Origin of the sequence: Sunxiuqinia rutila, assembly GCF_050589705.1 — a bacterium.
Classification (GTDB): domain Bacteria; phylum Bacteroidota; class Bacteroidia; order Bacteroidales; family Prolixibacteraceae; genus Sunxiuqinia; species Sunxiuqinia rutila.
Window position 1 is genome coordinate 202,761 of the sequence record NZ_JBNGOT010000004.1, and the last position, 24,754, is coordinate 227,514.

At 45.7% G+C, this 24,754-nt stretch carries 22 protein-coding genes; 12 read left to right on the top strand and 10 right to left on the bottom strand.

The window, feature by feature from the left end:
- Positions 1-11: 11 nt before the first annotated feature.
- Positions 12-434 (bottom strand): DUF7793 family protein, encoded by a 423-nt coding sequence (locus ACRD6K_RS06280; RefSeq protein WP_430972548.1) that lies wholly within the window; start codon positions 432-434, stop codon positions 12-14.
- Between the two features lie 306 nt (positions 435-740).
- Between ACRD6K_RS06280 and ACRD6K_RS06285 the strand changes: the two genes are divergently transcribed.
- The 5 genes from ACRD6K_RS06285 to ACRD6K_RS06305 all read left to right on the top strand — a co-directional run bounded on the left by ACRD6K_RS06285 (position 741) and on the right by ACRD6K_RS06305 (position 6,599).
- Entirely contained in the window at positions 741-1,466 is a 726-nt protein-coding gene (locus ACRD6K_RS06285; protein ID WP_430972549.1) for an ABC transporter ATP-binding protein, read from the top strand.
- A 9-nt stretch (positions 1,467-1,475) separates the two neighbouring features.
- Complete coding sequence (locus ACRD6K_RS06290; RefSeq protein WP_430972550.1) at positions 1,476-2,726, top strand: ABC transporter permease; 1,251 nt, start codon at positions 1,476-1,478, stop codon at positions 2,724-2,726.
- Between the two features lie 18 nt (positions 2,727-2,744).
- Complete coding sequence (locus tag ACRD6K_RS06295) at positions 2,745-4,007, top strand: ABC transporter permease (RefSeq protein ID WP_299578973.1); 1,263 nt, start codon at positions 2,745-2,747, stop codon at positions 4,005-4,007.
- Positions 4,008-4,075: 68 nt separating this feature from the next.
- Positions 4,076-5,203 (top strand): efflux RND transporter periplasmic adaptor subunit, encoded by a 1,128-nt coding sequence (locus tag ACRD6K_RS06300; protein ID WP_430972551.1) that lies wholly within the window; start codon positions 4,076-4,078, stop codon positions 5,201-5,203.
- A 61-nt stretch (positions 5,204-5,264) separates the two neighbouring features.
- Positions 5,265-6,599: a TolC family protein gene (locus ACRD6K_RS06305; protein ID WP_430972552.1), complete on the top strand. Its 1,335-nt coding sequence runs from the start codon at positions 5,265-5,267 to the stop codon at positions 6,597-6,599.
- Between the two features lie 96 nt (positions 6,600-6,695).
- Here ACRD6K_RS06305 and ACRD6K_RS06310 read toward each other — a convergent pair whose 3' ends face one another.
- Complete coding sequence (locus ACRD6K_RS06310) at positions 6,696-7,394, bottom strand: MarR family winged helix-turn-helix transcriptional regulator (RefSeq protein WP_430972553.1); 699 nt, start codon at positions 7,392-7,394, stop codon at positions 6,696-6,698.
- Between the two features lie 139 nt (positions 7,395-7,533).
- Between ACRD6K_RS06310 and ACRD6K_RS06315 the strand changes: the two genes are divergently transcribed.
- From ACRD6K_RS06315 to ACRD6K_RS06330, 4 genes are all read left to right on the top strand, one after another.
- Positions 7,534-7,758: a hypothetical protein gene (locus ACRD6K_RS06315; RefSeq protein ID WP_430972554.1), complete on the top strand. Its 225-nt coding sequence runs from the start codon at positions 7,534-7,536 to the stop codon at positions 7,756-7,758.
- A gap of 63 nt (positions 7,759-7,821) precedes the next feature.
- Positions 7,822-8,235, top strand: a complete 414-nt coding sequence (locus ACRD6K_RS06320) for a GreA/GreB family elongation factor (protein WP_430972555.1) — start codon at positions 7,822-7,824, stop codon at positions 8,233-8,235.
- Between the two features lie 170 nt (positions 8,236-8,405).
- Entirely contained in the window at positions 8,406-8,846 is a 441-nt protein-coding gene (locus tag ACRD6K_RS06325) for a GreA/GreB family elongation factor (protein ID WP_430972556.1), read from the top strand.
- A 355-nt stretch (positions 8,847-9,201) separates the two neighbouring features.
- On the top strand, positions 9,202-9,504 hold the full coding sequence (locus tag ACRD6K_RS06330; protein WP_430972557.1) for a monooxygenase: 303 nt from the start codon (positions 9,202-9,204) through the stop codon (positions 9,502-9,504).
- Between the two features lie 61 nt (positions 9,505-9,565).
- Here the strand turns inward: ACRD6K_RS06330 and kbl are convergent, their stop codons facing one another.
- From kbl to ACRD6K_RS06345, 3 genes are all read right to left on the bottom strand, one after another.
- A complete protein-coding gene (gene kbl, locus ACRD6K_RS06335; protein ID WP_299578981.1) occupies positions 9,566-10,753 on the bottom strand; it encodes a glycine C-acetyltransferase in 1,188 nt (395 codons plus the stop codon).
- A gap of 173 nt (positions 10,754-10,926) precedes the next feature.
- Entirely contained in the window at positions 10,927-11,544 is a 618-nt protein-coding gene (gene rnhB, locus ACRD6K_RS06340; protein WP_430972558.1) for a ribonuclease HII, read from the bottom strand.
- A gap of 71 nt (positions 11,545-11,615) precedes the next feature.
- Positions 11,616-12,743: a glycosyltransferase family 4 protein gene (locus ACRD6K_RS06345; protein ID WP_430972559.1), complete on the bottom strand. Its 1,128-nt coding sequence runs from the start codon at positions 12,741-12,743 to the stop codon at positions 11,616-11,618.
- A gap of 199 nt (positions 12,744-12,942) precedes the next feature.
- On the opposite strand from ACRD6K_RS06345, the gene ACRD6K_RS06350 reads away from it, so the two are divergent.
- The 3 genes from ACRD6K_RS06350 (at position 12,943) to ACRD6K_RS06360 (ending at position 17,433) form a co-directional block, all read left to right on the top strand.
- The gene (locus ACRD6K_RS06350; RefSeq protein ID WP_430972560.1) at positions 12,943-14,391 is read left to right on the top strand and encodes an oligosaccharide flippase family protein; all 1,449 of its coding nucleotides are present in this window, start codon (positions 12,943-12,945) and stop codon (positions 14,389-14,391) included.
- Positions 14,388-15,053, top strand: a complete 666-nt coding sequence (locus ACRD6K_RS06355; protein WP_430972561.1) for a DUF3267 domain-containing protein — start codon at positions 14,388-14,390, stop codon at positions 15,051-15,053. Before ACRD6K_RS06350 ends, ACRD6K_RS06355 begins: the two co-directional genes overlap by 4 nt.
- A gap of 160 nt (positions 15,054-15,213) precedes the next feature.
- Positions 15,214-17,433 (top strand): amino acid permease, encoded by a 2,220-nt coding sequence (locus ACRD6K_RS06360; RefSeq protein ID WP_430972562.1) that lies wholly within the window; start codon positions 15,214-15,216, stop codon positions 17,431-17,433.
- 301 nt (positions 17,434-17,734) lie between these two features.
- Here ACRD6K_RS06360 and ACRD6K_RS06365 read toward each other — a convergent pair whose 3' ends face one another.
- From ACRD6K_RS06365 to gltX, 5 genes are all read right to left on the bottom strand, one after another.
- On the bottom strand, positions 17,735-18,994 hold the full coding sequence (locus ACRD6K_RS06365; protein ID WP_430972563.1) for an ABC transporter permease: 1,260 nt from the start codon (positions 18,992-18,994) through the stop codon (positions 17,735-17,737).
- A gap of 53 nt (positions 18,995-19,047) precedes the next feature.
- Complete coding sequence (locus ACRD6K_RS06370; protein WP_430972564.1) at positions 19,048-20,247, bottom strand: ABC transporter permease; 1,200 nt, start codon at positions 20,245-20,247, stop codon at positions 19,048-19,050.
- A 3-nt stretch (positions 20,248-20,250) separates the two neighbouring features.
- On the bottom strand, positions 20,251-21,246 hold the full coding sequence (locus ACRD6K_RS06375) for an HlyD family secretion protein (protein WP_430972565.1): 996 nt from the start codon (positions 21,244-21,246) through the stop codon (positions 20,251-20,253).
- Between the two features lie 30 nt (positions 21,247-21,276).
- Positions 21,277-22,803: a TolC family protein gene (locus ACRD6K_RS06380; RefSeq protein ID WP_430972566.1), complete on the bottom strand. Its 1,527-nt coding sequence runs from the start codon at positions 22,801-22,803 to the stop codon at positions 21,277-21,279.
- Between the two features lie 216 nt (positions 22,804-23,019).
- Positions 23,020-24,546 carry a glutamate--tRNA ligase gene (gene gltX, locus ACRD6K_RS06385; protein ID WP_430972567.1) on the bottom strand — a complete coding sequence of 509 codons (1,527 nt, stop codon included), beginning with the start codon at positions 24,544-24,546 and terminating at the stop codon, positions 23,020-23,022.
- Between the last annotated feature and the right edge of the window lie 208 nt (positions 24,547-24,754).

The following is a 24,754-nucleotide window of genomic DNA, read 5'->3' on the forward strand; positions in this document are numbered from 1 at the left end:
TAAATTACAATTCATTGTTTACGACTAACCGGCTCTTTCCTGAGCCAGTTCATCGCTGCGGTTTCATTTCTGAAAAAACGCATTTCTTGCTCATTGCTAATCCCGATTACAAAACAAGCCAACACCTCCGCTACCGGATGTAGACCAAAAAGTGCAATCCGATGTGTTTGGGCACAATCCCCAATTTGCTTCCACACCCGGCGAGCCTCGCTTGAGTTCCTCCCAGCCTGATTCAAATCAACCAGGTAACTCACCGGTTTCGACGAGCCGGAAAGCATTCGGTCAAATATGTCAAGATAAGTGTAAGCCATTTCGGAGGTTTGTTCTCCACAGGCCACAATATGAAATACCTGGTCTTCTATCAGACGAATGTGATTGTGATTCATCCACACTTCATCTTTCGAGACTTCTCTAATCGTAATTTTCTGATTCATTGTTTCCGCAATGTTCCTCTTTGAGCACCTTTCAACAGAATTGCAATAGCATATTCCAAAGTTAAACTATTTCTTGAAAAACAAAAGCCTTATACTCAGCCAGCTATTTTTTGATTTTTTCTGTAACGTCTTGTCCATCTATTCGTCCTAAGTACAAGAGACACTCTTTTCCCAATTTATCCGAAGAACCAACCGAAAGGAAAAAACACCATTGACACCTAAAATTCTGCCGTTCATCGAATAAATTTCTGAAATAAGCCGTGAATTCATGAATTTTGATTGTAGAAAGCCGAAAACAAGAAAACAATGATTACACTGAACAACATTCACAAATCCTATGTCATGGGAAGCAGCAAGCTGCACGTGTTAAAAGGAATCGACCTGGATATCGAGCAGGGCGAGTTTGTTTCCATCATGGGGTCCTCCGGGTCTGGAAAATCAACCCTGCTCAATATTCTGGGCATGCTCGACAACTATGACGAGGGAACGTATCACCTGGACAACAAACTGATTGCCAACATGAGCGAAAAGAAATCCGCTCAACTTCGCAATGAAATGGTGGGCTTTGTTTTTCAGTCCTTCAACCTCATTTCCTTTAAAAACGCCATGGAAAATGTAGCCCTTCCGCTGTATTACAAGGGGGTAAACCGCAAAAAGCGAAACGCCATCGCCATGGAATACCTGGACAAACTGGGACTGGCGCCCTGGGCCGAACACATGCCCAATGAAATGTCGGGTGGTCAAAAACAACGGGTAGCCATTGCCCGCGCCCTGATCTCGCACCCCAAGATCATATTGGCCGATGAGCCTACTGGAGCGCTGGACACCTCAACATCCTACGAGGTAATGGAAATTCTGAAAGAAATTAACAACGATGGAATTACCGTTATCATTGTCACTCACGAGCATGACATTGCCGCCATGACCCAAAAAGTAGTTCGCCTAAAAGACGGACGAATCGATGAAATCATCCGCAACGGAGATTTGCGGGCCTTTCGTCATACGTACAACAAAGAATTGGAAACCGCTTAACTCCTGACCATGTTCGATCTCGATAAATGGCAGGAAATCCTGTCAACCATCAAAAAAAATAAGATGCGCACCTTCCTTACAGGCTTTTCTGTAGCCTGGGGAATTTTTATGCTGATGATTTTGCTGGGCTCCGGCAATGGACTCAGCAATGGTGTGGCCAGCAATTTCATGAATGATGCCGTAAATGCCATGTGGATCTGGACCGGCGAAACCACCATTGCCCACCAAGGGCTAAAACCGGGACGCCCCATTCAATTTCACAACGATGACTACGACATTATTACCAACATTCCCGGCGTGGAAACGGCATCCGGTCGCTATTACATGGGAAATACCCGCTATTCCTATGGAAGAGAGTCAGGCGAATACACCACCGTAACCTGCCACCCCGAACTGAATGATGTTGACAATATGGTCTTGCTGGAAGGCCGCTTCATCAACGATGTTGACATTCTTCAAACCCGGAAGGTGGTTGTCCTCGGAAAAGATATTCACACCGCCCTTTTTAAAGAAAAAGAAGCACTGGGCGAATACGTTAAAATCAATAAGGTGCCTTTCAAGGTCGTCGGGGTTTGCATTGAGCCGGAATCCACCCGAAACCGCAATGCTTACATGCCCGTCTCCACCGCTCAGAAGGTTTTTAACGGTTCCAACCGGCTGCATAATTTCGCCATCACCATCAATGGGCAAACGCTGGAAGAGAGCCAGGCTATTGAAGACCGTATCCGAAACACCTTTGCCCGCAAACACCGTTTTGACGTGACCGATGAAAGTGCGATGGACATGTACAACAAGCTGGAAAACTACATTCAAACCATGCGGATTTTTCAGGCCATCAAAATCTTCATCTGGATTATTGGTATTGGAACCCTCATTGCCGGCATTGTTGGTGTTAGTAACATTATGCTGATTGTAGTGAAAGAGCGAACCAAAGAAATTGGTATTCGAAAAGCCATTGGTGCCAGTCCCTCCTCGGTCATTGGGTTAATTTTACTCGAATCCATCTTAATTACCACAGTGGCCGGATACATCGGATTGGTTCTGGGAACGGGATTGATGGAGCTGATTAATTATGCCATGATCCAATCCGCAGGGGAAGCAGCACAGCGCGGAGAAACCGTGTTTTTAAATCCTACGGTTGACTTTGGCGTAGCCCTGTCGGCCACCATCTTGCTGGTCGTTGCCGGGACCTTGGCCGGTTATATCCCGGCGAAACGGGCCGCCAGCATCAAACCAATTGTTGCCCTGCGCGACGAATAACTTCAAAAAATCAGCACCATGTTAGATCTTGATCTTTGGAAAGAAATATTAAGTGCCCTCCGGCAAAACCGCCTGCGCAGTTTCATGACCGCCTTTGGCGTATTTTGGGGTATTTTCATGCTTATCATCATGTCGGGAGCCGGACGCGCATTGGAAAACGGTGTAATGGAAGGGGTCAAAGCCTTTGCCACCAACTCGGCCTTTTTCTGGACCGAACGCACCAGTGTTCCCTACGAAGGCTTTCAACGCGGACGACGCTGGATATACAACAACCAGGACATTGAATACATCCGTCAGAATGTATCCGAAATTGAGTACTTGTCCCCCCGGCTTTTTGGTTGGCAACAAAACGGCGACAATACCGTTCGCGGAGAACGAACCGGCGCCTTCAACATCTTTGGCGATTACCCCGATTACTTCAAAATTGATGGATGGACACCGGTAAAAGGCCGGCTGATGAACGAAATTGACGTTCGCCAAAAACGGAAAGTTTGCGTCATTGGCGAACGCGTGGAAGAAGTGATGTTTGATAAAGAGGAAGATCCCATCGGACAGTACCTCAAAATCAGTGGCGTCTATTTTCAGGTGGTGGGGGTCATTCATCCCGAAACACGGATCAATATTGGGGGCGGTAAAAAAGAAGAAACCATCATCATCCCGTTTTCAACTATGCAAACCGCTTACAACTATGGCGATGAGATTCACTTTTTTTCGGTTACTGCCAACCGTGGAACCAGTGTTAGCGCCTTGGAAGAAAAGCTCAAACGGATTTTGAAAGAACGCCACAAAATTGCCCCCGATGACATGCAGGCCATTGGCTCATTCAACATTGAAGCCGAGTTTAAAAAGTTCTCCATGCTGTTTTTCGGCATTCAGGCCCTGACCTGGATTGTTGGTATCGGAACACTCATGGCAGGCGTGATTGGTGTGAGCAACATCATGCTCGTGATTATTAAGGAGCGAACCCAGGAAATCGGTATCCAGCGAGCCATTGGTGCCACTCCGGCAAAAATCATGTTACACATCATTGCCGAAAGTGTCTTCCTGACCGTGATGGCCGGCTATGTTGGCCTTTCGCTCGGCGTTGGCCTGCTCGAAGTACTGAACCAGATATTGCTGGCTGCCGGCGATGAGGTCTTTTTCCGCAATCCGGAAGTTAACCTTAGCATGGCCTTATCAGCCTTGGCTGTTTTGGTTTTTGCCGGCGCTTTTGCCGGTTTTATTCCGGCACGACGAGCCATCAGAATAAAACCTATTGATGCCCTGCGTGATGAAGGCTAAAAACAGGAAATACTTGAAAATAAAAACTCAAAGAACATTGAAACAGAAACAATAATAAAACCAACACCATGAAAAAGATTTTCAAAATTTTAGGAATAGTCCTCATCGTAGGCATTTTTGGAGGTACGATTTACTTCCTCTACACCAAATCAAAAAAACAACCGGATGTTTTTGAAACCAAAACACCCTTTGTCAGCAATGTTATCCGGAAAACGGTGGCCACCGGATCGGTGGTACCACGCCAGGAAATTGAAATTAAACCCCAGGTTTCGGGTATCATTGATGAAATTTACATTTTGGCCGGCGACTTTGTAAAAAAAGACCAAGTGATTGCCAAAATCAAAATCATCCCCGACATGGTTAACCTCAATGCGGCCGAATCACGCCTGAACCGGGCAAACATCAATTTTGAAGATGCCAAAATTGATTATCAACGTCAGCAAAAATTATTCGACACCGATGTGATTTCCTACGAAGAATTTAAAAATGCCAAAGTGGCTTACGACTCGGCCAAAGAGGAATTGGCCGCTGCCGAGAATAACCTTGAGCTGATTAAAAACGGTGTGACCAAAAAAGCGAAAACTGCCACCAATACTCTTGTTCGCTCTACCATTGATGGCATGGTGCTCGATGTTCCGGTTGAAGAAGGCAACTCGGTCATTCAATCCAACACGTTTAACGAGGGTACCACCATTGCCGCTATTGCCGACATGCAGGACATGATTTTTGAAGGGAAAGTGGATGAAACCGAAGTTGGCAAAATTAAAGAGGGCATGCCCATTGAACTGGAAATTGGCGCCATTGAAAAAGAAAAATTTCAGGCCATACTTGAGTACATTTCACCCAAGGGAAAAGAAGAAAACGGAGCCATTCAGTTTGAAATTAAAGCCGACGTTTCGCTGAAAGACAACCAGTTCATCCGGGCCGGATACAGTGCCAACGCCAGCATTGTATTGGAGCGCAAAGACAGCGTTTTAGTCATTCCGGAAGGCATGCTTAAGTTTGAAAATGACTCGGCCTTTGTGGAAGTGTTGATCAACGAAGAAGAACAGGTATTTGAAAAACGAAAAGTAGAAACCGGTATTTCTGATGGAATCAACATTGAAGTGGTTTCAGGATTAACGAAAGAAGAGAAAGTAAAAGGCGAAAAAATTGACCCTAAAAAGCTGAAAGAAGACAAAAATAACCAGGGCTAATCCGGCGTAATTACAAACGAATGATTAAATTAGCTCCGTTCAAAACATAAAAAGAACAACTATGAAACATCTATTTCCGCTCGCGTTCTTAATGCTATTTGTATTCTCCGGAACAATCAGTGCTCAGGAAACCTGGGACCTGCAAAAGTGCATTAACTATGCGCTCGAAAACAACATTCAAATTCAGCAGCAAAGCATCAATACCGACTATTACGGCAATGAACTGAAACAAGCCAAAAAAAACCTGTTGCCTTCGGTCAGCGGAGGCTTATCCAACAGCTTCAATTTTGGGCGGACGCTGCAATACGATAATACCTATGCCAACTACAACTCGAACCAAACCAATGGCAACCTAAGCGCCAACGTGACGCTATGGAATGGTTTTACACTGCAAAACAGCATCGACAAAGCAGACCTTGATTTAAAAGCCAGCCTGGCCGACCTGCAAAAAGCCAAGGACGACATCATGCTTTTTATTGCCGCGTCATACCTCGAAATTTTATTTGCCGAAGAACTGGTGCAAGTTGCCGAAGATCAGATGGAGGTGACCAAGCTGCAGATTGAACGCACCCGTAAGCTGGTGGATGCCGGCAGCCTGGCCAAAGGCAGCCTTTTAGAAATAGAGGCACAGCTGGCCGGCGAAGAGCTCAACCTGGTGAATCAGCAGAACAGCCTTCAACTGGCCTACTTAAATTTGTACCAGTTGCTGGAATTGCCCTCCACCGAGCAGTTTAAAATTGCAGAACCGGTGTTACCCGTTGTTAAAGCCAACGGAACTCTGCTCAACTCAATGCAGGTCTTTCGTAATGCCGTCAATATTCGCCCTGAAGTGAAAAGCGCCGAATACCGGTTGGGAAGTTCGAAAGAGCAGGTGGCCATTGCCAAGGGCAGCTTGTACCCGTCTGTTTCGTTTGGCGCCGACTACTACAACTCGTACAATAACAAGTATGAAGATTTAGTTGGAGATAAGATTTCATTTAATGACCAGCTAAAAAACAACGAACGTTATGGCGTAGGGGTCAACATGCGCATTCCTATTTTCAGCAAAGGACAGGTTCGAACCCAAATTAAAAATGCCGAATTGCAGGTGTTGAACCAAGAGCTGGAATTGCAAAGCACCAAGAACGTGTTGCGCAAAGAAATTGAACAAGCCTACACCAATGCCCTGGCCGCCCTGAAGAAATACATGGCCAGCAACAAAGCGGTAGAATCCATGCAGGAAGCTTTCCGTTATACGGAAGAAAAATTCAATGTTGGCATGGTTAACTCAGTGGAGTACAACCAATCGAAAAACAACCTGGCCAAGGCGAAAAGCGACCTGGCACAAGCCAAATACGACTACATTTTCCGCACCAAGATTCTGGACTTCTACAATGGCGAGATCATTGAACTATAAACTAGTGATATTTACACATTTCAAAAATCCGATTTGTATCTGCAAGTCGGATTTTTTATTTTCTGCCAACAGGTTCTTAGAACGATCAGACGACAGCTATTTCCGGTAGTGCTTGAGCGAATCCATCAGGTTCGAAATTTCTGCGAAGGGTTTATCGCCATGATTTTGATAAACCTCATCATGAAATACATCAATCTCCTCCAAAACAGGCAAGACTTTCTTCCACTTATTTTCGCTGATGGCCGCAAAAAACAAGGTGTTCTCATCCTTAATTCGCTTGATTGACTGGCTTAAAACCTGTTTGCCTTTCTCTGTAAGCAATAACAATTTGGCTCGCTTATCCGACTCGTCCTGCTTTTCATCCAGCAAGCCATTATTCTTCAATCGCCGGATCGTGTCCATGCCGGTAGTGTATTCCAAATGATAAGTATTGATGAGATCCGTCTTTTTCGCTTTTTCCATCTGGTCAATGGACTGGAGAAATAAAAATTCGAGGCGGGTGTTTATAATCAGGTCTTTCAGAGCCTTTCGGGTGTAAAATTCATGGTAGCGGGCCATGCGGGAAATAATTTCCAAGAAACGGGCTTTTTCATTCAACTCCAGCAAAAAAGAGGTTGAAGCCCCATCCTGGGGAATCTTATTCTTCGATACGACTTTTTGATTTAATTCTGGCTCCTCTTCCAACCGACCAATCATCCAGCGCGAAAACCCAAGCAAATCCATGTGTTCCTCGCCCTGCTCATACTCTTCGAATAAATCAATCAGCTGCTTAAAAAGCGCGTATTTATTTTTCATCCACTAAAATTTGTGTGAAAATACAAAAATATTACTTACATTTACATCGGATGCGATGCTTTTGGGTCGTATCCGTTTTTTTATGCACCCAATTGGTTGCCTCAAAAAGCAACCAAAATGATGGCATTGCAAAAGTAAAATGATTAGGAACCTGACATTACATAAGACTTCGTTTTGGGACGGGCATTACCCAATGCTCCGTACACAGGATTCTTATGGCCTGATGCCCCGTGATCTGCTGGAAGACAAACTCCATGCCCGGCAGCAGCACCGGCTGTCACTTGCCTCCATGCGGAGTCAGAAAGGTTCACTTCCTGAAGGCAGCGACCAATCAGACTTCAGCACTTCACGGTTGTTCAGGTAATCTTCCTAACAACCCCAATCAGACTATTTTTTTTCGTTTAACAACAATTAATCTTTTATACCTATGGATAAACAAATTACAATCACGGAATTGGATTTTGCCCGTTTGAGCAAACTCACGCTTTCAGAAAAGAAACTTCAAGCGATCGAAGTCAGAAACTTACCCTTCTTAACCGAAGAAATTAACCGGGCGGCCAAAGTTGAATCCAAAGCCATCGCACCGGATTATGTTACTATGAATTCAAAGGTAGAGGTCCTTGACCCGGATACGAAGAGGGTCATGACTTTTCAACTGGTTTACCCCGAAGAGGCGAACCTGAAGAACGGTAAAATTAGCGTTCTGTCGCCCATGGGCAGCGCCCTTTTAGGCTACAAAGCCGGAGATACAATTTCCTTTAATGTTCCGAAAGGAATTAAGAAAATGGAAATCAAAAGCATTTTATATCAACCTGAGTCTCAAGGCGAGTATACCGTATAAACGACGGTTTACTCTTTACAATATGTCTTGTTTTTATTAACCTTAAAAATTAAAATCATGGCAAAAGGTAATTTGAAAGAACCGAAAAAAAGTTTAAAAGAACGAAGGCTTGAAAAGAAGCTAAAAAAGGAGGACGAAAAAGTTGTTAAACGCAAAAAGAGATAGAGCCGATGCTGGTATCAATTGTTGACTTCAACAAAATCATGCCCCTCGTCAATTCAATCGAAAGCGCCTATTCATCCCGTTCGGAAAGCATTCAGTTGGTTAAAAAGAAGCTCCTTTCAGCTCAAATTGTCCAACCTCATGAATTGCCTTCCAACATTGTTACGATGAACTCGGTTGTAACGCTGAGGCAGATTAACCCGATACTTACCTATAGCATCAAACTGGTCTATCCCACGTTTGATAATGTCAGAGAAAACAGGGTTTCGCTGTTCTCGGCATTAGGTGTTGCTATTTTCTTAGGGAAGATTGGAGAGGAACTGACTTACACAAACTGGAAAGGCGAACACCGGATACAAATCCTCGATATTCCCTTCCAGCCGGAAGCCAATGGTAATTACGTTTCTGCCAAGTCCTATGAAACGAACAACTCCCCCTCACTTTTTTAATACAAACTCATCTTCCCGGAGGTTAAGCATACCTCCGGGAAGTTGGCTATTGCTGGTTATCTTCAAATTCTCAAAGCAGTTTTCCAGCGCTAGAAACGCATCTAAATAGCCTTCTTCAAAAAGCCAACACAGGCAACCGCCACCCCCAACCGATACCAAAACTTCACAATTCCTTCCGAACACGTTAAAGCCGAAAAGTTTCATTTCAAAACAAAAAGCCTCAAGCACTGATCGCTAACTTCCATTTACGAAAATACGGAGAGTTGCATTAAACTTCATTGCAAGGTTTTTGTTCTCTTGTCGTTTCACGAACACTTAACAATCCTTCTTTTTAACAACGATAAAATGAATTATTATGGCAGTGATTATGTGTGTTGATTTTCCTCATAAAGAACTTTGGGGAGATGCAATGGCCAGTCAGATGACTGAACTTGCACAAAGTATCATGAAAGAACCCGGTTGTATTTGGAAAATATGGACCGAGAGCGAGAAAGATGAAATTGCCGGAGGTGTCTACCCGTTTGACACCAGGGAAAATGCCGAAAAGTACCTGGCAAAACACTCCGAAAGACTTGCCGAGTGGGGCTATTCGAATATCCGTGGGCGTGTATTCGAGATCAATGAAAAGCTTTCGGCCATTGGAAAAGCTCCTCTTTAAAAACAAAAAGGGCTCCACACGTTTTCACCGGTGGAGCCCATCTATTGTAAAGAAGTTTTTCTTAAATCACTTTCAGCTCTTTTCCTACTTTGATAAAGGCCTCAACAGCCTGATCAATTTGTGCTTCGGTATGAGCAGCGGACAGTTGTACCCGGATGCGTGCCTTTCCTTTAGGCACAACTGGGTAAACAAAGCCAATCACGTAAATGCCTTCTTCCAGCAATTTATCGGCAAATTTTACAGCCAAAGGGGCATCGTACAACATCACTGGCACAATTGCTGTTTCGCCTTTCACCAGGTCAAAGCCGGCAGCTTCCATTTTACCACGGAAACGGTCAGCATTTTTCATCGTCCGGTTTTGCAGGTCCGAAGAAGCAGTCAGCATCTCCAGCACCTTCAAAGTCGCCCCAACGGTTGCTGGTGATAAGGTATTGGAGAACAAATAAGGACGCGAGCGCTGACGCAACATCTCAATAATTTCTTTACGGCCTGAAGTACAACCTCCGTTACCACCGCCAAGCGCTTTTCCGAAGGTTGTGGTAATAATATCGATCTTACCCAGCAAGCCAAAATGTTCGGCTGTACCCCGTCCGGTAGCACCAATGTAGCCTGAAGCATGTGAATCATCCACCATGACCAAGGCATCGTACTTCTCACACAATTCTACAATCTCGGGCAACTTGGCCAAATCTCCATCCATCGAGAATACGCCGTCAGTAACCACCACACGATATTTCGCCGACTGGCTATCGATCAGGCATTGCTCCAGCTCTTCCATGTTGGAGTGCTTGTAGCGAAAGCGCTGGGCTTTACACAAGCGTACTCCGTCAATAATGGAAGCGTGGTTCAGTTCATCCGAAATAATGGCAGAATCAGGCCCCAGCAGCGGTTCAAACACACCACCGTTAGCGTCAAAAGCGGCACAATACAAAATGGTATCTTCCGTTCCTAAAAATTCAGATGTTTTTTGCTCCAGTTCCTTGTGAATGGCTTGTGTTCCACAAATAAAACGAACCGAAGAAAGACCGAAGCCCCAGTCATTCATCACATCCTGAGCAGCTTTTACCACTTCCGGATGATTCGCCAGACCAAGGTAGTTGTTGGCACAAAAGTTCAACACTTGCTTGTCGGAACCAACCTCAATGCTTGAGCTTTGAGATGAAGTGATAATACGTTCGGTTTTATACAATCCCTGCTCTTTTAATTCTTCGAGAGATTGCTGTAAATCTTGTTTAATTTTCCCGTACATGTTTTGAGTATTTGAGTATTTGAGTATCAACTTGTTTCTAGTGACACTGGTTGCACGAACAAGCAGTGCCGGAATCCATCAGAAAATACAGTCCAAAGTAATTAAATAAGGCTAAAATAAAAAGTGATAAAAGGCAGGATACACGGCCATTTTCCACCATTTAAGCTCGCTGATTACAGTTCCAGCTTCAATTGTTCATCCAGCAGGCGAAAGCTCATCCGATGATAGGGCGTAGGCCCGTGCTGCTGAATAGCCTGACGATGCACTTTCGTGGGGTATCCTTTGTTCTTGCGCCATTGGTAAACCGGAAATGCTTCATCCAGCTCATTCATATAATCGTCGCGATAGGTTTTAGCCAATACCGATGCCGCCGCAATAGCCAAAAATTTGCCATCGCCCTTAACGATGCAGTCGTGTGAAATGCCGGAATATGGTTTAAATCGGTTACCATCAATCAGGAGGTGTTCGGGTTTCACTTTCAGCTGCTTCACCGCCCGGTGCATAGCCAAAAACGAAGCATTCAACACATTAATCTCATCCACTTCCTCGTTGCTAACCACCCCTACTCCATAGGCCAAAGCCTGCTCTTCAATAACAGGCCGAAGCTGGTAGCGTTGCTTTTCGGTCAATTTCTTGGAATCATTCAGTAAGTCGCACTGAAAGTCAGCCGGCAAAATCACAGCCGCAGCAAATACCGGCCCGGCCAGGCAACCACGCCCCGCCTCATCACAGCCAGCTTCCACCCGACCTTCTTTCAAAAACAATTCTAATTTTATTGGTGTCTTTTTCAAATCTCAATTTTTAAAATTTCGGAGTTCCCCTTTAAATACCGGTTTTCATCCCAATTCCAACGGCTCCTTACTCAGGACTCCAAACAAAGTCGAATACTTTCCCACAAACTTTCCGCCGTCTTGTCCCAGCTAAACAAAGCTTGTTGCTGTTGTCCTTTTGCAAGCAGCTCAGCCCGCAAATCTGCATCATCAACCAGTCGGAGCATTGCCTCTGCCAACTGGCGAGGCTGAGCAGGATCGACATACAGCACAGCATCACCTCCTACCTCAGGCAAGGAGCTGGTGTTGGAGCAAATAACCGGAATTCCTGCACGCATCCCTTCCAGCACTGGAATGCCAAACCCTTCAAAGTGAGGCACAAAAACCAATGCCAGTGCCGCCCCCAACACCTGATGCAAATCGTCAACCGACAGTCGCCCGGTGAAAATCACATCTTCCTGAAACTGCATGCTTCCGTAAACCTGAGTCAACCTTCTGGAGCTAAACATCAATTGCCCGGCAATAACCAGCTTAACTTTGGACTTTCCGGACTTGCGAAAAGCTTCATAGGCCAACAATAGGCCATCCAGATTCTTACGCGAATGCAAGGACCCCACATACAAAAAGAAGGGTTCGCCAGCCGTAAAGCGCTGCCGCGTTTTCTGTTTCTCCTTTTCAGAAGTCGGGGCATACAGCGGGTTAACACCATTGTAAACCACATCAATCAAGTCAGAGGCAATTCCGTAAGTTTGCTGAAGGTCTTCCTTGGAATACCTGGAAACCGTTGCCAACCGTTTGGCACGCCGTGCAAATTTCGGAAAAAAATAATTGTAATAGCGTGCCATCAGCCAAGGTAAATCCTGCGGACGATGCACAAAGTTCAAATCATGAATAACCGCCAGTTGCTTGACTCCCGTGCGCAACGACAAATAACCATCCAGCGACACAAACAGGTCGGCCTTGTATTTTTTCAGCACCCGGGGGATGCGACATTCAAACCAAAACCACCAAAGCAGGGGATGACGCGTAGGCGGCGAAACCACTACGGGAGTCACATTTTCAGAGAAAACAAACTCCTTGCTGTAAGGCCGGTCAAACAAAAAAACGAACTGGTGCTCGGGATGATTCCGCGTAATCCGGGTCAGCGTTTCGAATGTAAACCAGCCAATTCCTTCCAGTTTATCCTTTTGTAACAAGCGTGTGTTTACCGCAATGATCATTCTTCGTTGTTTATTTCCAGTGTTGCTCTGCTGATTTTATCTGGTCTGCCTGAATTTGGTTAACCTGCCTGAAGCCCGAGTCACTAACCAAAGGTTTTTCGCCGGCTCCCGGTGTTTTGAATAAGCTAAGCCAAATGTACAAAGTCTGCCTAAAATTTGATTATTTTTAAGCCAATTAATCCGCTAAAGAAAACGTCCGTTGAAACGCAAGTTTGTTACCAATTTAATTCTGGTGCTCTTTCTGAATCTTCTGATCAAGCCTTTCTGGATTTTCGGAATTGACCGAACCGTGCAGAATATGGTGGGTGCCGAAAGCTATGGCCTGTACTTTTCCTTGCTGAATTTTTCGCTGCTGCTGAATATCCTGCTCGACTTGGGAATTACCAATTTCAACAACCGGAACATTGCCCAAAACAGCCATTTGCTAAAAAAATCGCTTACCAACATTGTTGGGTTGAAATTTTTGCTGGCGGTGGTTTACGCCGTGGTCTGCTTGCTTACCGCTGCGCTCATTGGCTACAACAAGCTTCAGCTTCACTTGCTGCTGTTTCTGATTTTTAACCAGTTTTTGATTTCGTTTACCTTGTACCTACGCTCCAATATCAGCGGCTTACACCTGTTTCGTACCGACAGCCTGCTTTCGGTGCTTGACCGAAGCCTGATGATCGTGTTTTGCAGCCTACTGTTGTTCACGCCCAGGCTGGCCGAAACTTTTTCAATCAGCTGGTTTGTTTATGCGCAAACCGCGGCCTATGTCCTCACAGCCATCATCACCTACCTGACGGTGTTGCATTACGCCGGCACCTTCCGGATGAGGCTGGACTGGCACAACATCCGCCTAACGCTGAAACAAAGCTTTCCTTATGCGCTGCTCATTTTACTGATGGCGTTTTACAACCGGATTGACTCGGTCCTGCTGGAGCGCCTGCTTCCCGGTTCGCAGGGGAAAGAACAGGCAGGCATTTACGCGCAGGCTTTCCGGCTGCTGGATGCCCTGGCCATGTTCGGGGCCTTGTTTGCCGGGTTGCTGCTCCCCATTTTCGCCCGAATGATTAAGCAAGGAGAGAACCCCTCGCCATTGGTACAATTTGCTTTCCGATTGCTCATTGTCCCGACCATTCTGGTGGCTGTAGCCTCCATCTTTTACGCGCAGCCCATCATGAGCCTGCTCTATCACGAACACATTGAACTTTCGGCCCCTTTGCTGGGTATCCTGATGACCGGATTTACCGGGATTGCCACCACCTACATTTTCGGCACGCTGCTAACAGCCAACGGCAGCCTGAAACAACTCAACCAAATGGCTTTGGCAGGCGTGGTGTTAAACGTCAGCCTCAACCTGCTGCTCATACCGCAGCTTCAGGCTCTCGGGTCAGCTTATGCCAGCCTGACTACCCAGCTGCTAACAGCCATGGCGCAGGTAGTTATTGCCACCCGGTTGTTTCAGTTTAAGGTGGATTACCTGTTACTGCTGAAACTTCTGGGCTTTGTTTTGTTTTGTATTTTAGCGGCCAAAGCAAGCCTTTTCCTTAACGACCGGCTGCTGGGCTTTGCGCTGCTGCTGCTATCAGGCGTTGCCTATGCCTTTCTGAGCCGTTTAATTTCAATCAAGGCTTTTGTTGTCATTCTGAAAGATCAAACCAAATGAAACACCAATTCACCCCCAACGACTTAAAAGATCCGGAGCAATTCGAGCTGCTGGCCGAAATTGACCATCATCATATTAAGCAGTTCATTTTTGAACAGATTTCGCGCGAAAGGCACCTGATCCGGCTCTATTCGATCTACCAAATCAGCATGATTGCCCTGTATGTATTTCTTCTGGCCAAAGCCATCATCAACTACACGCACGGGCTAAGTCAACCGCTGGCCAAAATGGGGCTGGCCCTGCTTTTTGCATTCACGCTGCTGATTGTGCTGCACGAACTGATTCATGCTGCTGCCTACCGCTTAAAAGGAACAGGGAGGGTACAATTTGGCGCCATCTGGCGCAAATTTATATTCTACGCCGGCGTGGATAAGGAAGTGATTGATTTCTCCACTTTCCGATTTGTGGCCCTTGCTCCCTTTTGGCTTGTCAAAGGACTTAGTATCCTTGGGGTTCTGCTTTTTTGGTCCAGCGCCTGGGCTTACTTTTTCATTAGCCTCATGTGCATTCACTCGCTGTTTTGTGCCGGCGATATCGCCATGCTGGCCTTTTACAGGCTTCATCCTGACAAGGAAATTTATAACTACGACGACTTAAGCCAGCAGAAAACTTATTTCTATTCGCGTAAAAAACACATAATCAACACACCAAATAGTCAATGATCAGAAAAAAGGCATTCATTTTTTTTTGATCGAAGTACCTCAACACAATCCTCAATTTAATATCTTGCATGTTAAAATAAGAAACGGCAGGAAGACATAAAATTGGACGGTTAAACATCAAAACAAGCCTTGCTTTGTTATCGATTCAAACAACTAAATTATGACAGTTTCAAAAAAAGAATTCGGTACTGCTCCGGTGTTTTTCACAGCAATCTCTACCATTCTCGGAGCCATTCTATTTTTACGATTTGGCTATGGCGTGGGCACGCTTGGCTTTTGGGGGGTTGTTTTAATCGTCCTATTGGGACACTTGGTAACCATCCCCACAGCCTTGGCCATTTCTGAAATTGCCACCAACAAACGGGTGGAAGGCGGCGGCGAATACTTCATCATTTCACGCTCGTTTGGCTTGAATATTGGCGCCACAGTGGGCATCGCCCTTTACCTGTCGCAAGCCATTAGTGTAGCCTTTTATGTCATCGCCTTTACCGAATCTTTTGAGTTCCTGTTTAACTACCTGAAGGTAAATTACGATTTTACGCTTCCCCGGCAAGCCATCAGCCTTCCGGCTATGGCTGCGCTATCCTTTCTAATTTTGAAAAAAGGAGCCGCCATGGGGGTTAAAACACTGTATATCATTGTCGGCATCCTGGCCTTGGCCATAATCCTGTTTTTTGCCGGAACAACTGATTATTACGAGGCCAATACCTTTTCGATTTTCTCAGCCGAAATGCGGAACATGAATCAGTTTTTCATCGTGTTTGCCATTATCTTCCCGGCATTTACCGGTATGACGGCAGGAGTCGGGCTGTCGGGCGAACTGAAAAACCCATCCAAATCGATTCCGTTGGGAACCACGCTCGCCACTTTTTCCGGCATGATCATCTACTTGTTTATTGCCTGGAAACTGGCCTCTTCAGCCAATTCAACCGATTTGATAGAACAGCAATTAATCATGGGAGACATTGCCTTGGGCGGCAGCATTATTATCCCCATTGGGCTGGCGGCTTCCACCTTGTCATCGGCCATTGGTTCCATCATGGTGGCTCCCCGAACGCTGCAAGCCTTGGCCACCGACCGGTCTTTTCCGGGAATCAAGGTAAACGCCTTTTTAAGAATGAGCGACCGCAAGAAGGGCGAGCCAATCAATGCTACCTTGGTAACCATTTTGATTGCTTTTGTTTTTGTGGCCCTCGGCAATGTGGATGTTGTTGCCGGCATTATCTCCATGTTTTTCATGGTCACTTACGGCTCCTTGTGTTTGATTTCATTCCTCAATCATTTTGGAGCTTCGCCGTCCTACCGCCCGTCGTTTAAGTCGCGCTGGTATTTCTCACTCATTGGCTTTGTGGTTGCCTTGTTTGTCATGTTCAAAATTGATGCGCTGTATGCCGTTATTTCCCTGCTGTCCATGACCATTATTTACCTCCTGATTAACCATTATCACCGGGACCGGAAAGGCTTGGAAATTATCTTTATCAATGCCATTTTTCAGCTCAACCGCAACTTACAGGTTTACCTGCAAAATGCCCGAAAGCGCACCTCTTATTCGGAATGGCGGCCCAGCTGCATTTGCATTTCCGACAAGACCTTTGAACGCAAAGAGGCCTTCCACCTGCTGAACTGGATTTCGTACAAGTATGGCTTTGGCACCTACATCCATCTCATTCATGGCTACTTTTCAAAAGCTTCGAACAAAGAAGCCAAGGCCACGCTGGATAAGCTGATCCTTCAATTTGGAAAAATTGAGAGTCAGGTGTATGTCGATACCATGATTTCGCCCTCGTATACCTCGGCCATTGCTCAGGCCGTACAGCTTCCGGGAATTACCGGGTTGGACAACAACATGCTCATTTTTGATAACAACATCAACGATGAAGATGGCTTGAAACGAATTATTGAAAATTACGGACTGGTGAATGCCGGGAATTTTGATGTGCTGATTCTCCGGACCGGACTGGACCCGATTGATTCGGACAAGGACATTCATTTGTGGCTGAAACGAAGCGATGAGTTCAACGCCAACCTGATGATTCTGCTTAGCTTCATTATTTATGCGCACCCGGACTGGAAAAAGAGTGCCATCAAGATTTTTGACATTTCGAAACCGGGAGAGATCGAAAAAACCAAGGCCCATCTGCAGGATTTAATTATACGCGGACGCCTGCCCATTACGCTCAAAAACATTGAGTTTTTGGAAGAACAGGAGAACGTAAGCATCCAGGAGATGATCAACCAGCGCTCGGCCGATGCCGGACTGGTTATTTTGGGTTTCCGGGGCGACCACCTCAAACACCAGGGCACACCGTTGTTCCAGGGTTTCACCAACATCGATTCGATGCTGTTTGTCAACAGTCATAATGAAAAGGTGATTGAATAGCGCCTGAAAGTGGCAAAAGTTCCGGGATAAGCTTTAGGAGACGGACAATAGACGGGTGATTTTCATTTCCAGTGCTGCGGAAATGAAAATTGACAGCTAACTTTCTTCTCCGGTGCTGCGGAAATGAAAACTGACAGCTAACTTTTACTTCCGGTGCTGCGGAAATGAAAATCGACAGCCAACTTTTACTTCCGGTGCTGCGGAAATGAAAACTGACAGCTAACTTTTGCCTCCGGTGCTGCGGAAATGAAAACTGACAGCCAACTTTTGCTTCCAGTGCTGCGGAAATGAAAATTGACAACTAACTTTCTTCTCCGCGCTCGTGAATCCTGATTGATTCCTGAGTCTTTGCTCTCGCCTCTAACTTCCGGTTACGCCTTGTTTCGACATACAAAGCCAAAGCGGCCGTTGCAAAGTAAAAACCAACCTGAATCAACAGCAAAAAGTATTCGTGCTGTACGCTGGACAACTCCACGCCAAGATTGCGTATTCGTAAGTAAGCCGGAACCATAATGGTTGATGGAAATACATGGGCCAGTTTGTACAGGAACGGAGGAATTGAAGCGGCCGGCCAGCTAATTCCACTCAAAAACAATACAATGGGCGACAGGAAAACCATCAGTAAAATGGAGGATTCGCGCTTTTTGAAAAGCACCGAAAAAGTAATTCCCATAAAAATAACGGCAAGCAAAAACAGCACAGTCAACGCCATCACATGCAGGTAACTGCCGCGGTTCGGATAATCAAACCAATGATGCAGCAACACCATCGTAAACACGCAATTGATGCTGTAAATGGTCAGGTAGCTCAGGCCTTTTCCAAGCAGCAAGGGAAAAACACCTCCCCGCCTTAAAGCCACAGGCACTTGAAAACTATGCCGGTTCTTTTCTTTGCTGGTTCCTCCAATCATTCCAATTCCAATCAGCAAGGTTTGCTGCAGAATAATCAAAATCAAGCCGGGCATGACAAAGCTGCCATAGCCCGAAGAGGAGTTGAACCAAAAATGCAAATCAGCTGATAACGGATCGCGGGCAGCCATGGCCTGTTCGTAGGTTTTTCCTTCAGCCATCAAGCGCTTGATTTCAACACCGGCCGAAAAGGTACCCACCGACTTTACGGCAGCTCCAACCAGCTGCCGGTAGATCAGGAAATAACTACCATCAGCATACACCGAAACATCGGTTTGAACTCCCTCCAGCAAGTCCTTCTCAAAACCGGCCGGAATCACCACAATTCCTCCAACTTGGTCGTCTTCATAAAAAAGTTCCTTGGCTTCCTGCATGCTGGTTGCCGAAAGACTGATATTCGCTTCTTCGGTGCCATCGATCATGCGCACCAGCTGGCGGCTTGAAGAACTACGATCCAAATCAACCACAACGGTATCAATCTCGCGCACAACTTCCATTTTGTAGGCATAGGCATAAATCAACGAATAAATGATAATTGCCCCCAACAAAATAAGCAGCGCTCCCTGGTCTTTCAGAATGGCTTTCATTTCATCCTGATAGAACTCTCCCGTCATGCGAATACCGGTTCTTATTTTTGTTACGATTCTTTTCATTTCTAAAAATTTAGAGCCCAAACTTCAGCCCTCAAACACTTCGAATTTAAAGCCTAAACTTTTCCCCAGAATTTTTCATTCTGAAGAATGCGCTTCAGCCGGGGAAACAAGGCCACCGCCAACAGGATAAACAACGGAATAATCGCCAAATAACGAATTCCCAAAACAGCGGCTTCGCCTCGAATTGCCTGAGAAATAAACAACTTCACCCAGTAGGTAAACGGGAAAAGCCAGGTAAACGCTTTGGCAACCACGGGCATGGCAAACTGCGGAAAGGTTAATCCGGAGAAGGTCAAAGCCATCATGGAGTAAGCACTTCCCAAGGATAACGACAAGCGCAAATTGCTGGTAACTGCAACAAGCAGAATCCCCAAAAACTGATAAGCCAGAATCAGGAGTAACTCGCCCAATACGATCAGCATAAATTCACCTCGCAGCGGCGTTCCCATCTGCACAAACAAAATGACGTTCATCACCGTTGCAAGCACGCTAAACAACAACGTGTAAGGCATCAGTTTTCCGGCTACCCCAACAATAACACTGCCTCCGGAATGCTCCAGCCATTCGGGGCCGGTACCATCCCGCACTTCGGTACCAACTGCATACACCGTACTTAGCAGGGTAAACACCACCACCATGAGCGGCAGCAAAGCCGTCAACAGGAAATAGGCATAGTTCCCAAACGGATTAAACAGCACATGCTGATGCAGCTTTACGGGCTGTGCTTTCGCCAACGCCTGTTTTTCCGACAAGCCATGTTTCATGGCTACCTGAACTTTAATCCCACCCGACATGGTTGCCAGGGTTTTATAAATTCCTTTTTGCAGGTAGCCGCCTTTCAGAATATTCGTGTTATTGATAAAAACCGGAATTTGCTGTTGTACGCCTTTCAGAATATTCTTTTCCGTTTCTTCGGGAATGACCACAACAGCATCAACATGACCGGTTTCCATTTGCTGGTAGGCATTCGCCAAATTAGGCAGGCGCATGGTAATTTCGGCTTCCGGAGCAGCATCGATCCACATTCCCATCTTCCGCGACAAGGCCGAGTTATCCTGATCCACCAGTGCTACCGACAAGTTACGGGGAACGCCTTCGTTGAAAATGGCCAACAACAAGATGAAGGCAATCAGCGGTCCCAGCAAAGTGATAAACAAGTAGATGAAGGAACTGCTCATCCGGTCGATTTCCCGAAAGAGCACCCTAAAAAAAGGATTGCTGCGAAAAAAGCCTGTTTGCTCTTTCTGGTTCATACCTTACTGCTTCTTAAATTGTTTCCAATTGATTAAAACACTCATTCCCGGGCGCAGGCCATCTACCGCTTTTGCAGGAACAGCATGGACTTCAAATGATTTCATATCGAAACCTCCCGATGCTTTGGTTGATGTCCAACTGGCAAAGTCGGCCAATGGACTGATGTAATTAATTTTGAAGGTTATTTCCTGGTTTCCAAGCGCCGGCACCGTTGCTTTGATTTCGCTTCCCAAACGAATGTCGGCCATCAAATCTTCGCGAATGAAGAACGTTGCCCAGCTATCTGATAAATCGTGAATAGTCACTACCGGAAAACCTGTTGGTACAAGTTCTCCTTCTTCGGAAATGATGTTTGAAACTTCACCTTTAGCAGGAGCGCTAATCTGCGTTTCGCTCAGGTAAGACTCCACCTCGGCAATGGCTCCTTCAGCTTGAGCCACCAAAGCTTCTGCAGCTTTTTTATCTTCACTGCGGACCCCTTTGCTCGCTTTCTCCCAAATGGCTTTTGCCGCATTTGCTGTTTCGCGGGAAGCTTCCATCTGGGTTTCAGCTTCATCCTTTTTCTGCTCAGGAACAACCCCGGCCTCAAACAAATTCGAAACCCGCTCAAACGTCTTTTCATACAAACGGGCAGCAGCTTCGGCCTTTAAATAGGTGCTGTACGCCGCCTGAATATCTTCTTTTTGTGCACCGTGCTGTGCTTTCATGCTTTGCGCTTCGGCAGCACTGCGGGCAGCAGTTGCCTGTTGTAGCTTCGCTTCAATCTCCGGACTTTTAATCGAGAATAAAAAGTCACCTTTTTGTACCTGCTGTCCTTTGCGAACGGCAATGGCATCAATTCGTCCTGGAATTTTTGAGGCAACCCGGATTTGAGTGGCTTCAATCTCGCCTTGAATTTCCAAAGGAACAGGTCGTGTAATCAACCAAGTGGTATACAGGACAAAAATTAACAAAGCTGTAAAAAACAGGCCAATGATAAAATTTCTCGTCTTATTCATGTTTTCTTTTTTTCGTTTTCAATTTAACTGCTAGTCAATAGATTGAGTAATAACCAAATCGCTGGTCAGGTAATTATTGAACTGTGCCGGCACACCGCAAATTTGCATCAAGCTGGCCAAAGCAACATCGTACTGATACATCGCTTGCAACTGTTCAATTTTAAACTTGGCAACCAGCAAGCGGGCATCCACAACATCCGATGAAGTGGCCAAGCCTTCGTGAAAAGCCCGGTCTTTACTTTCCAAATAGGCTTCAGCAAAAGTCAAGGATTTCTTCAGGCTCTCGTGCTCTTCCAATTGCATGTTCAGCTGTTGATGCAATTTACGGATCACCGTCTCAATATCATCTTCAGCTTTCAGTCCAGCCTCTTCCACTTGGCTTACCCGGTGTTTAGCGGCTTGTACTTTCCGGGTACGGGCCACTCCGTCAAATAAAGTCCATTTTACGCCAACGCCAACTAACCATTCGGGTACGTATGGCGACAAATCCTTGTTCGCAATATCGTACATTCCGGTCAAGGCAACCGTTGGCATATAATCACTCTTTTCCAGTTTTACCCCGGTTTTGCTTAATTCCTTCTTCGAATCAACCTGTTTCAACAAAGGACTGTTGGTTTTCGCCAGTTCAACAAACTGACTCTCTTCTCCAACTTCGCTTAAAATAAACAAGCGGTTAGCCGGAACAATTGATTCTGTAGGTTCCATGGCAAGCGTATTCTGAAGTGAACGCTCAATAATTTGTGACTGCCGGCGTGCTTTCTGTAGTTCACGCTCGGCATCGGCCTTAGCCACTTCGGCATGCAACTTTTCAACTTGAGCAATTTGCCCCTCTTCGGTTAATTTTTCAGCATCGTACAAGTGCTTTTCCATAGCATCAAGCACCTGCTCCCGAACTTTTTCAGCTTCGCGCGACAGCACCAAGCCGTAATAGCGGGTTACCAACTCACTGAGCAATTCAGCTTGCTTCTGCTCTTTTTGCAAGCCTGCTTCTTCCTCATGAATGCGGGCTGCTTCGTTAGCGGCATTAATTTTCCCGCCGGTAAACAAGGGCCAAACTACCGAAGCATTCAACGAAGCAAAACGTTTCTCCTGAATCATTTGATCCCATTCAGCGGCATTTACATGGTCCAGTCCTTCCAACAATTTCGCCCGCATGGCTGCGGTACTCATATCATCGGGTAAAATCGGCATGAACTGATTGGTACCTGGGTCGGGGTTTGGAACTCCCGAGAAGTTTCCAAAGTTGCCCAAGGCAGAATAAAGTGGTGTAATTGCATCGCGCACAGGTGTTAAATCCAAATGCAATGGATCTGACATTTGAATCGCTGATCCTGTAAGACTAACTTTAGGTGCCCGCAAACCCTTAGCAGCTTTCAACTCTGCTGCTTTCTCGTTCACTTGGTATTCGGCCTGCTTCAAAACGTGGCTATTGCCCATCATCTGGTCATATACCTCCGAAAAAGTAAGCACTTTTACATTGGAAGTTTGAGCATATAACTTTAGCTGCACCAAACAGGCCATAAAAACAAAGCACCAAAAAACACGTGGTTTCATCATTTTCAATTGATTTTAATATGACTTGTTTTCCTGTTTAATTATTTTCTTCTACAAAGAGAATAAATATTTTCGACTTTAAGACGTTTTTAGTCTAACTATGCAATTATTTAATCTTTAAATAAAGGTACGCTGTTTTCCAGACTCATGCACAAAAAAAAACCCGGGCTTTTCAACCCGGGTTTCAGTAACTATATAGCTAGCGTTAACTGCTTTAATCTATCCAATCTGCGCCACCGCTTTTTGAATCCGACTGATGGTTTCTTCTTTACCGATCACTTCGCAAATATCAAACAGATCGGCTCCTGCACTCGTTCCAACCAAAGCCAGACGGATTGGCACCATCACAACACCAAATCCCCAACCTTTGTCATTCATAAATGCTGAAAAGGCTTCTTTGATGGCAGCAGCTTCCCAGCTTTCGACCGAATTGAAGACAGTCACAATTTCCTGCATTTTTTCAGGCGTATCTTCTTTCCACTTTTTCTTCACTGTTTTCTCGTCATAGCTTTCAGGTGCAACGAAAAAGTAATTGGCCTGCTCCCACAAATCGGCAACAAATTCGCAGCGCTCCTTAACCATGCCAACAACTTTCACCAGCAACTCATCGCTTACAGCAATGCCTTTCTCTGCCAATACCGGCTTAAAAGCTTCAGCTAACTCCGCGTCATCTTTTTGCTGAAAGTAGTGGCGATTAAACCACTTGGCTTTCTCCGGATCAAACCGCGCTCCGGCCTTAACCACACGCTCCAGGCTAAAGGCTTCAATCAATTCTTCCATGCTGAAAAATTCCTGCTCTGTTCCGGCATTCCAGCCCAGCAGCGCCAACAGGTTTACAAACGCTTCGGGGAAATAACCATCTTCCCGATAGCCGCGTGAGATATCGCCCGTTTTAGGATCTTTCCACAACAATGGGAATACCGGAAAGCCCATTTTATCGCCATCGCGTTTACTCAATTTTCCTTTTCCGGTCGGTTTCAAAATCAATGGCAAATGCGCAAACTGAGGGCGTGTTTCAGCCCAGCCCAAGGCTTCGTACAGCAGAATGTGCAAAGGCATCGATGGCAACCACTCTTCCCCACGAATGACATGTGTGATTTGCATCAGATGGTCATCCACCACATTGGCCAGGTGGTAAGTCGGCATTCCGTCAGCTTTAAAAAGCACTTTATCATCCAACTGGTTGGTATTGAATTTAACCTCACCACGAATCAGGTCCGTTTCAACCACGTCCGTGTTTTCCGGCATTTTAAACCGGATGATAGCCGGTTCTCCGGCACTCAACTTTTGCTGAACCTCTTCAGCCGATAAGGTCAATGAATTCTTCAGGCCGTTGCGGGTATGCAAATCATACGAGAAAACCTCTTTATTCGCCTCAGCCTTCGTGCGCAGCTCATCCAGTTCTTGCGGCGTATCAAAAGCATAATAAGCATGACCGCTCTCGATTAACTGTAGTGCATACTGCCGGTAAATCTCTTTACGCTCACTTTGGCGGTAAGGGCCAAAATCTCCTCCAATTCCAGGGCCTTCAACAGGCTTGAGGCCACACCAATTCAAGGCTTCAATAATGTATTCTTCAGCGCCCGGCACATAGCGGGTTTGGTCGGTATCTTCAATACGAAGCAAAAAATCGCCACCAAATTTCTTCGCAAACAAGTAATTAAACAAGGCTGTTCGGACACCGCCCATGTGCAGTGGGCCGGTAGGACTTGGGGCAAATCGTACCCTGACTTTTCTGGTATTCATGTGTTTGGTATTTCTATGATAATCTATTCTGATTTTCAAAAGCAAATCGCGTTGTATTTTCAACGAATAATTTCAAAATGAACGCCAAAATTACAGAATAACAACAAGCTTTCGGAAAAATTCTTTGCAAATATAGGGAAAATTAAAGCCAGCGAAAGTCTTCTGATAATCTGCTGCTTCCATCGTCGGATTTCCCATTTACCAATCA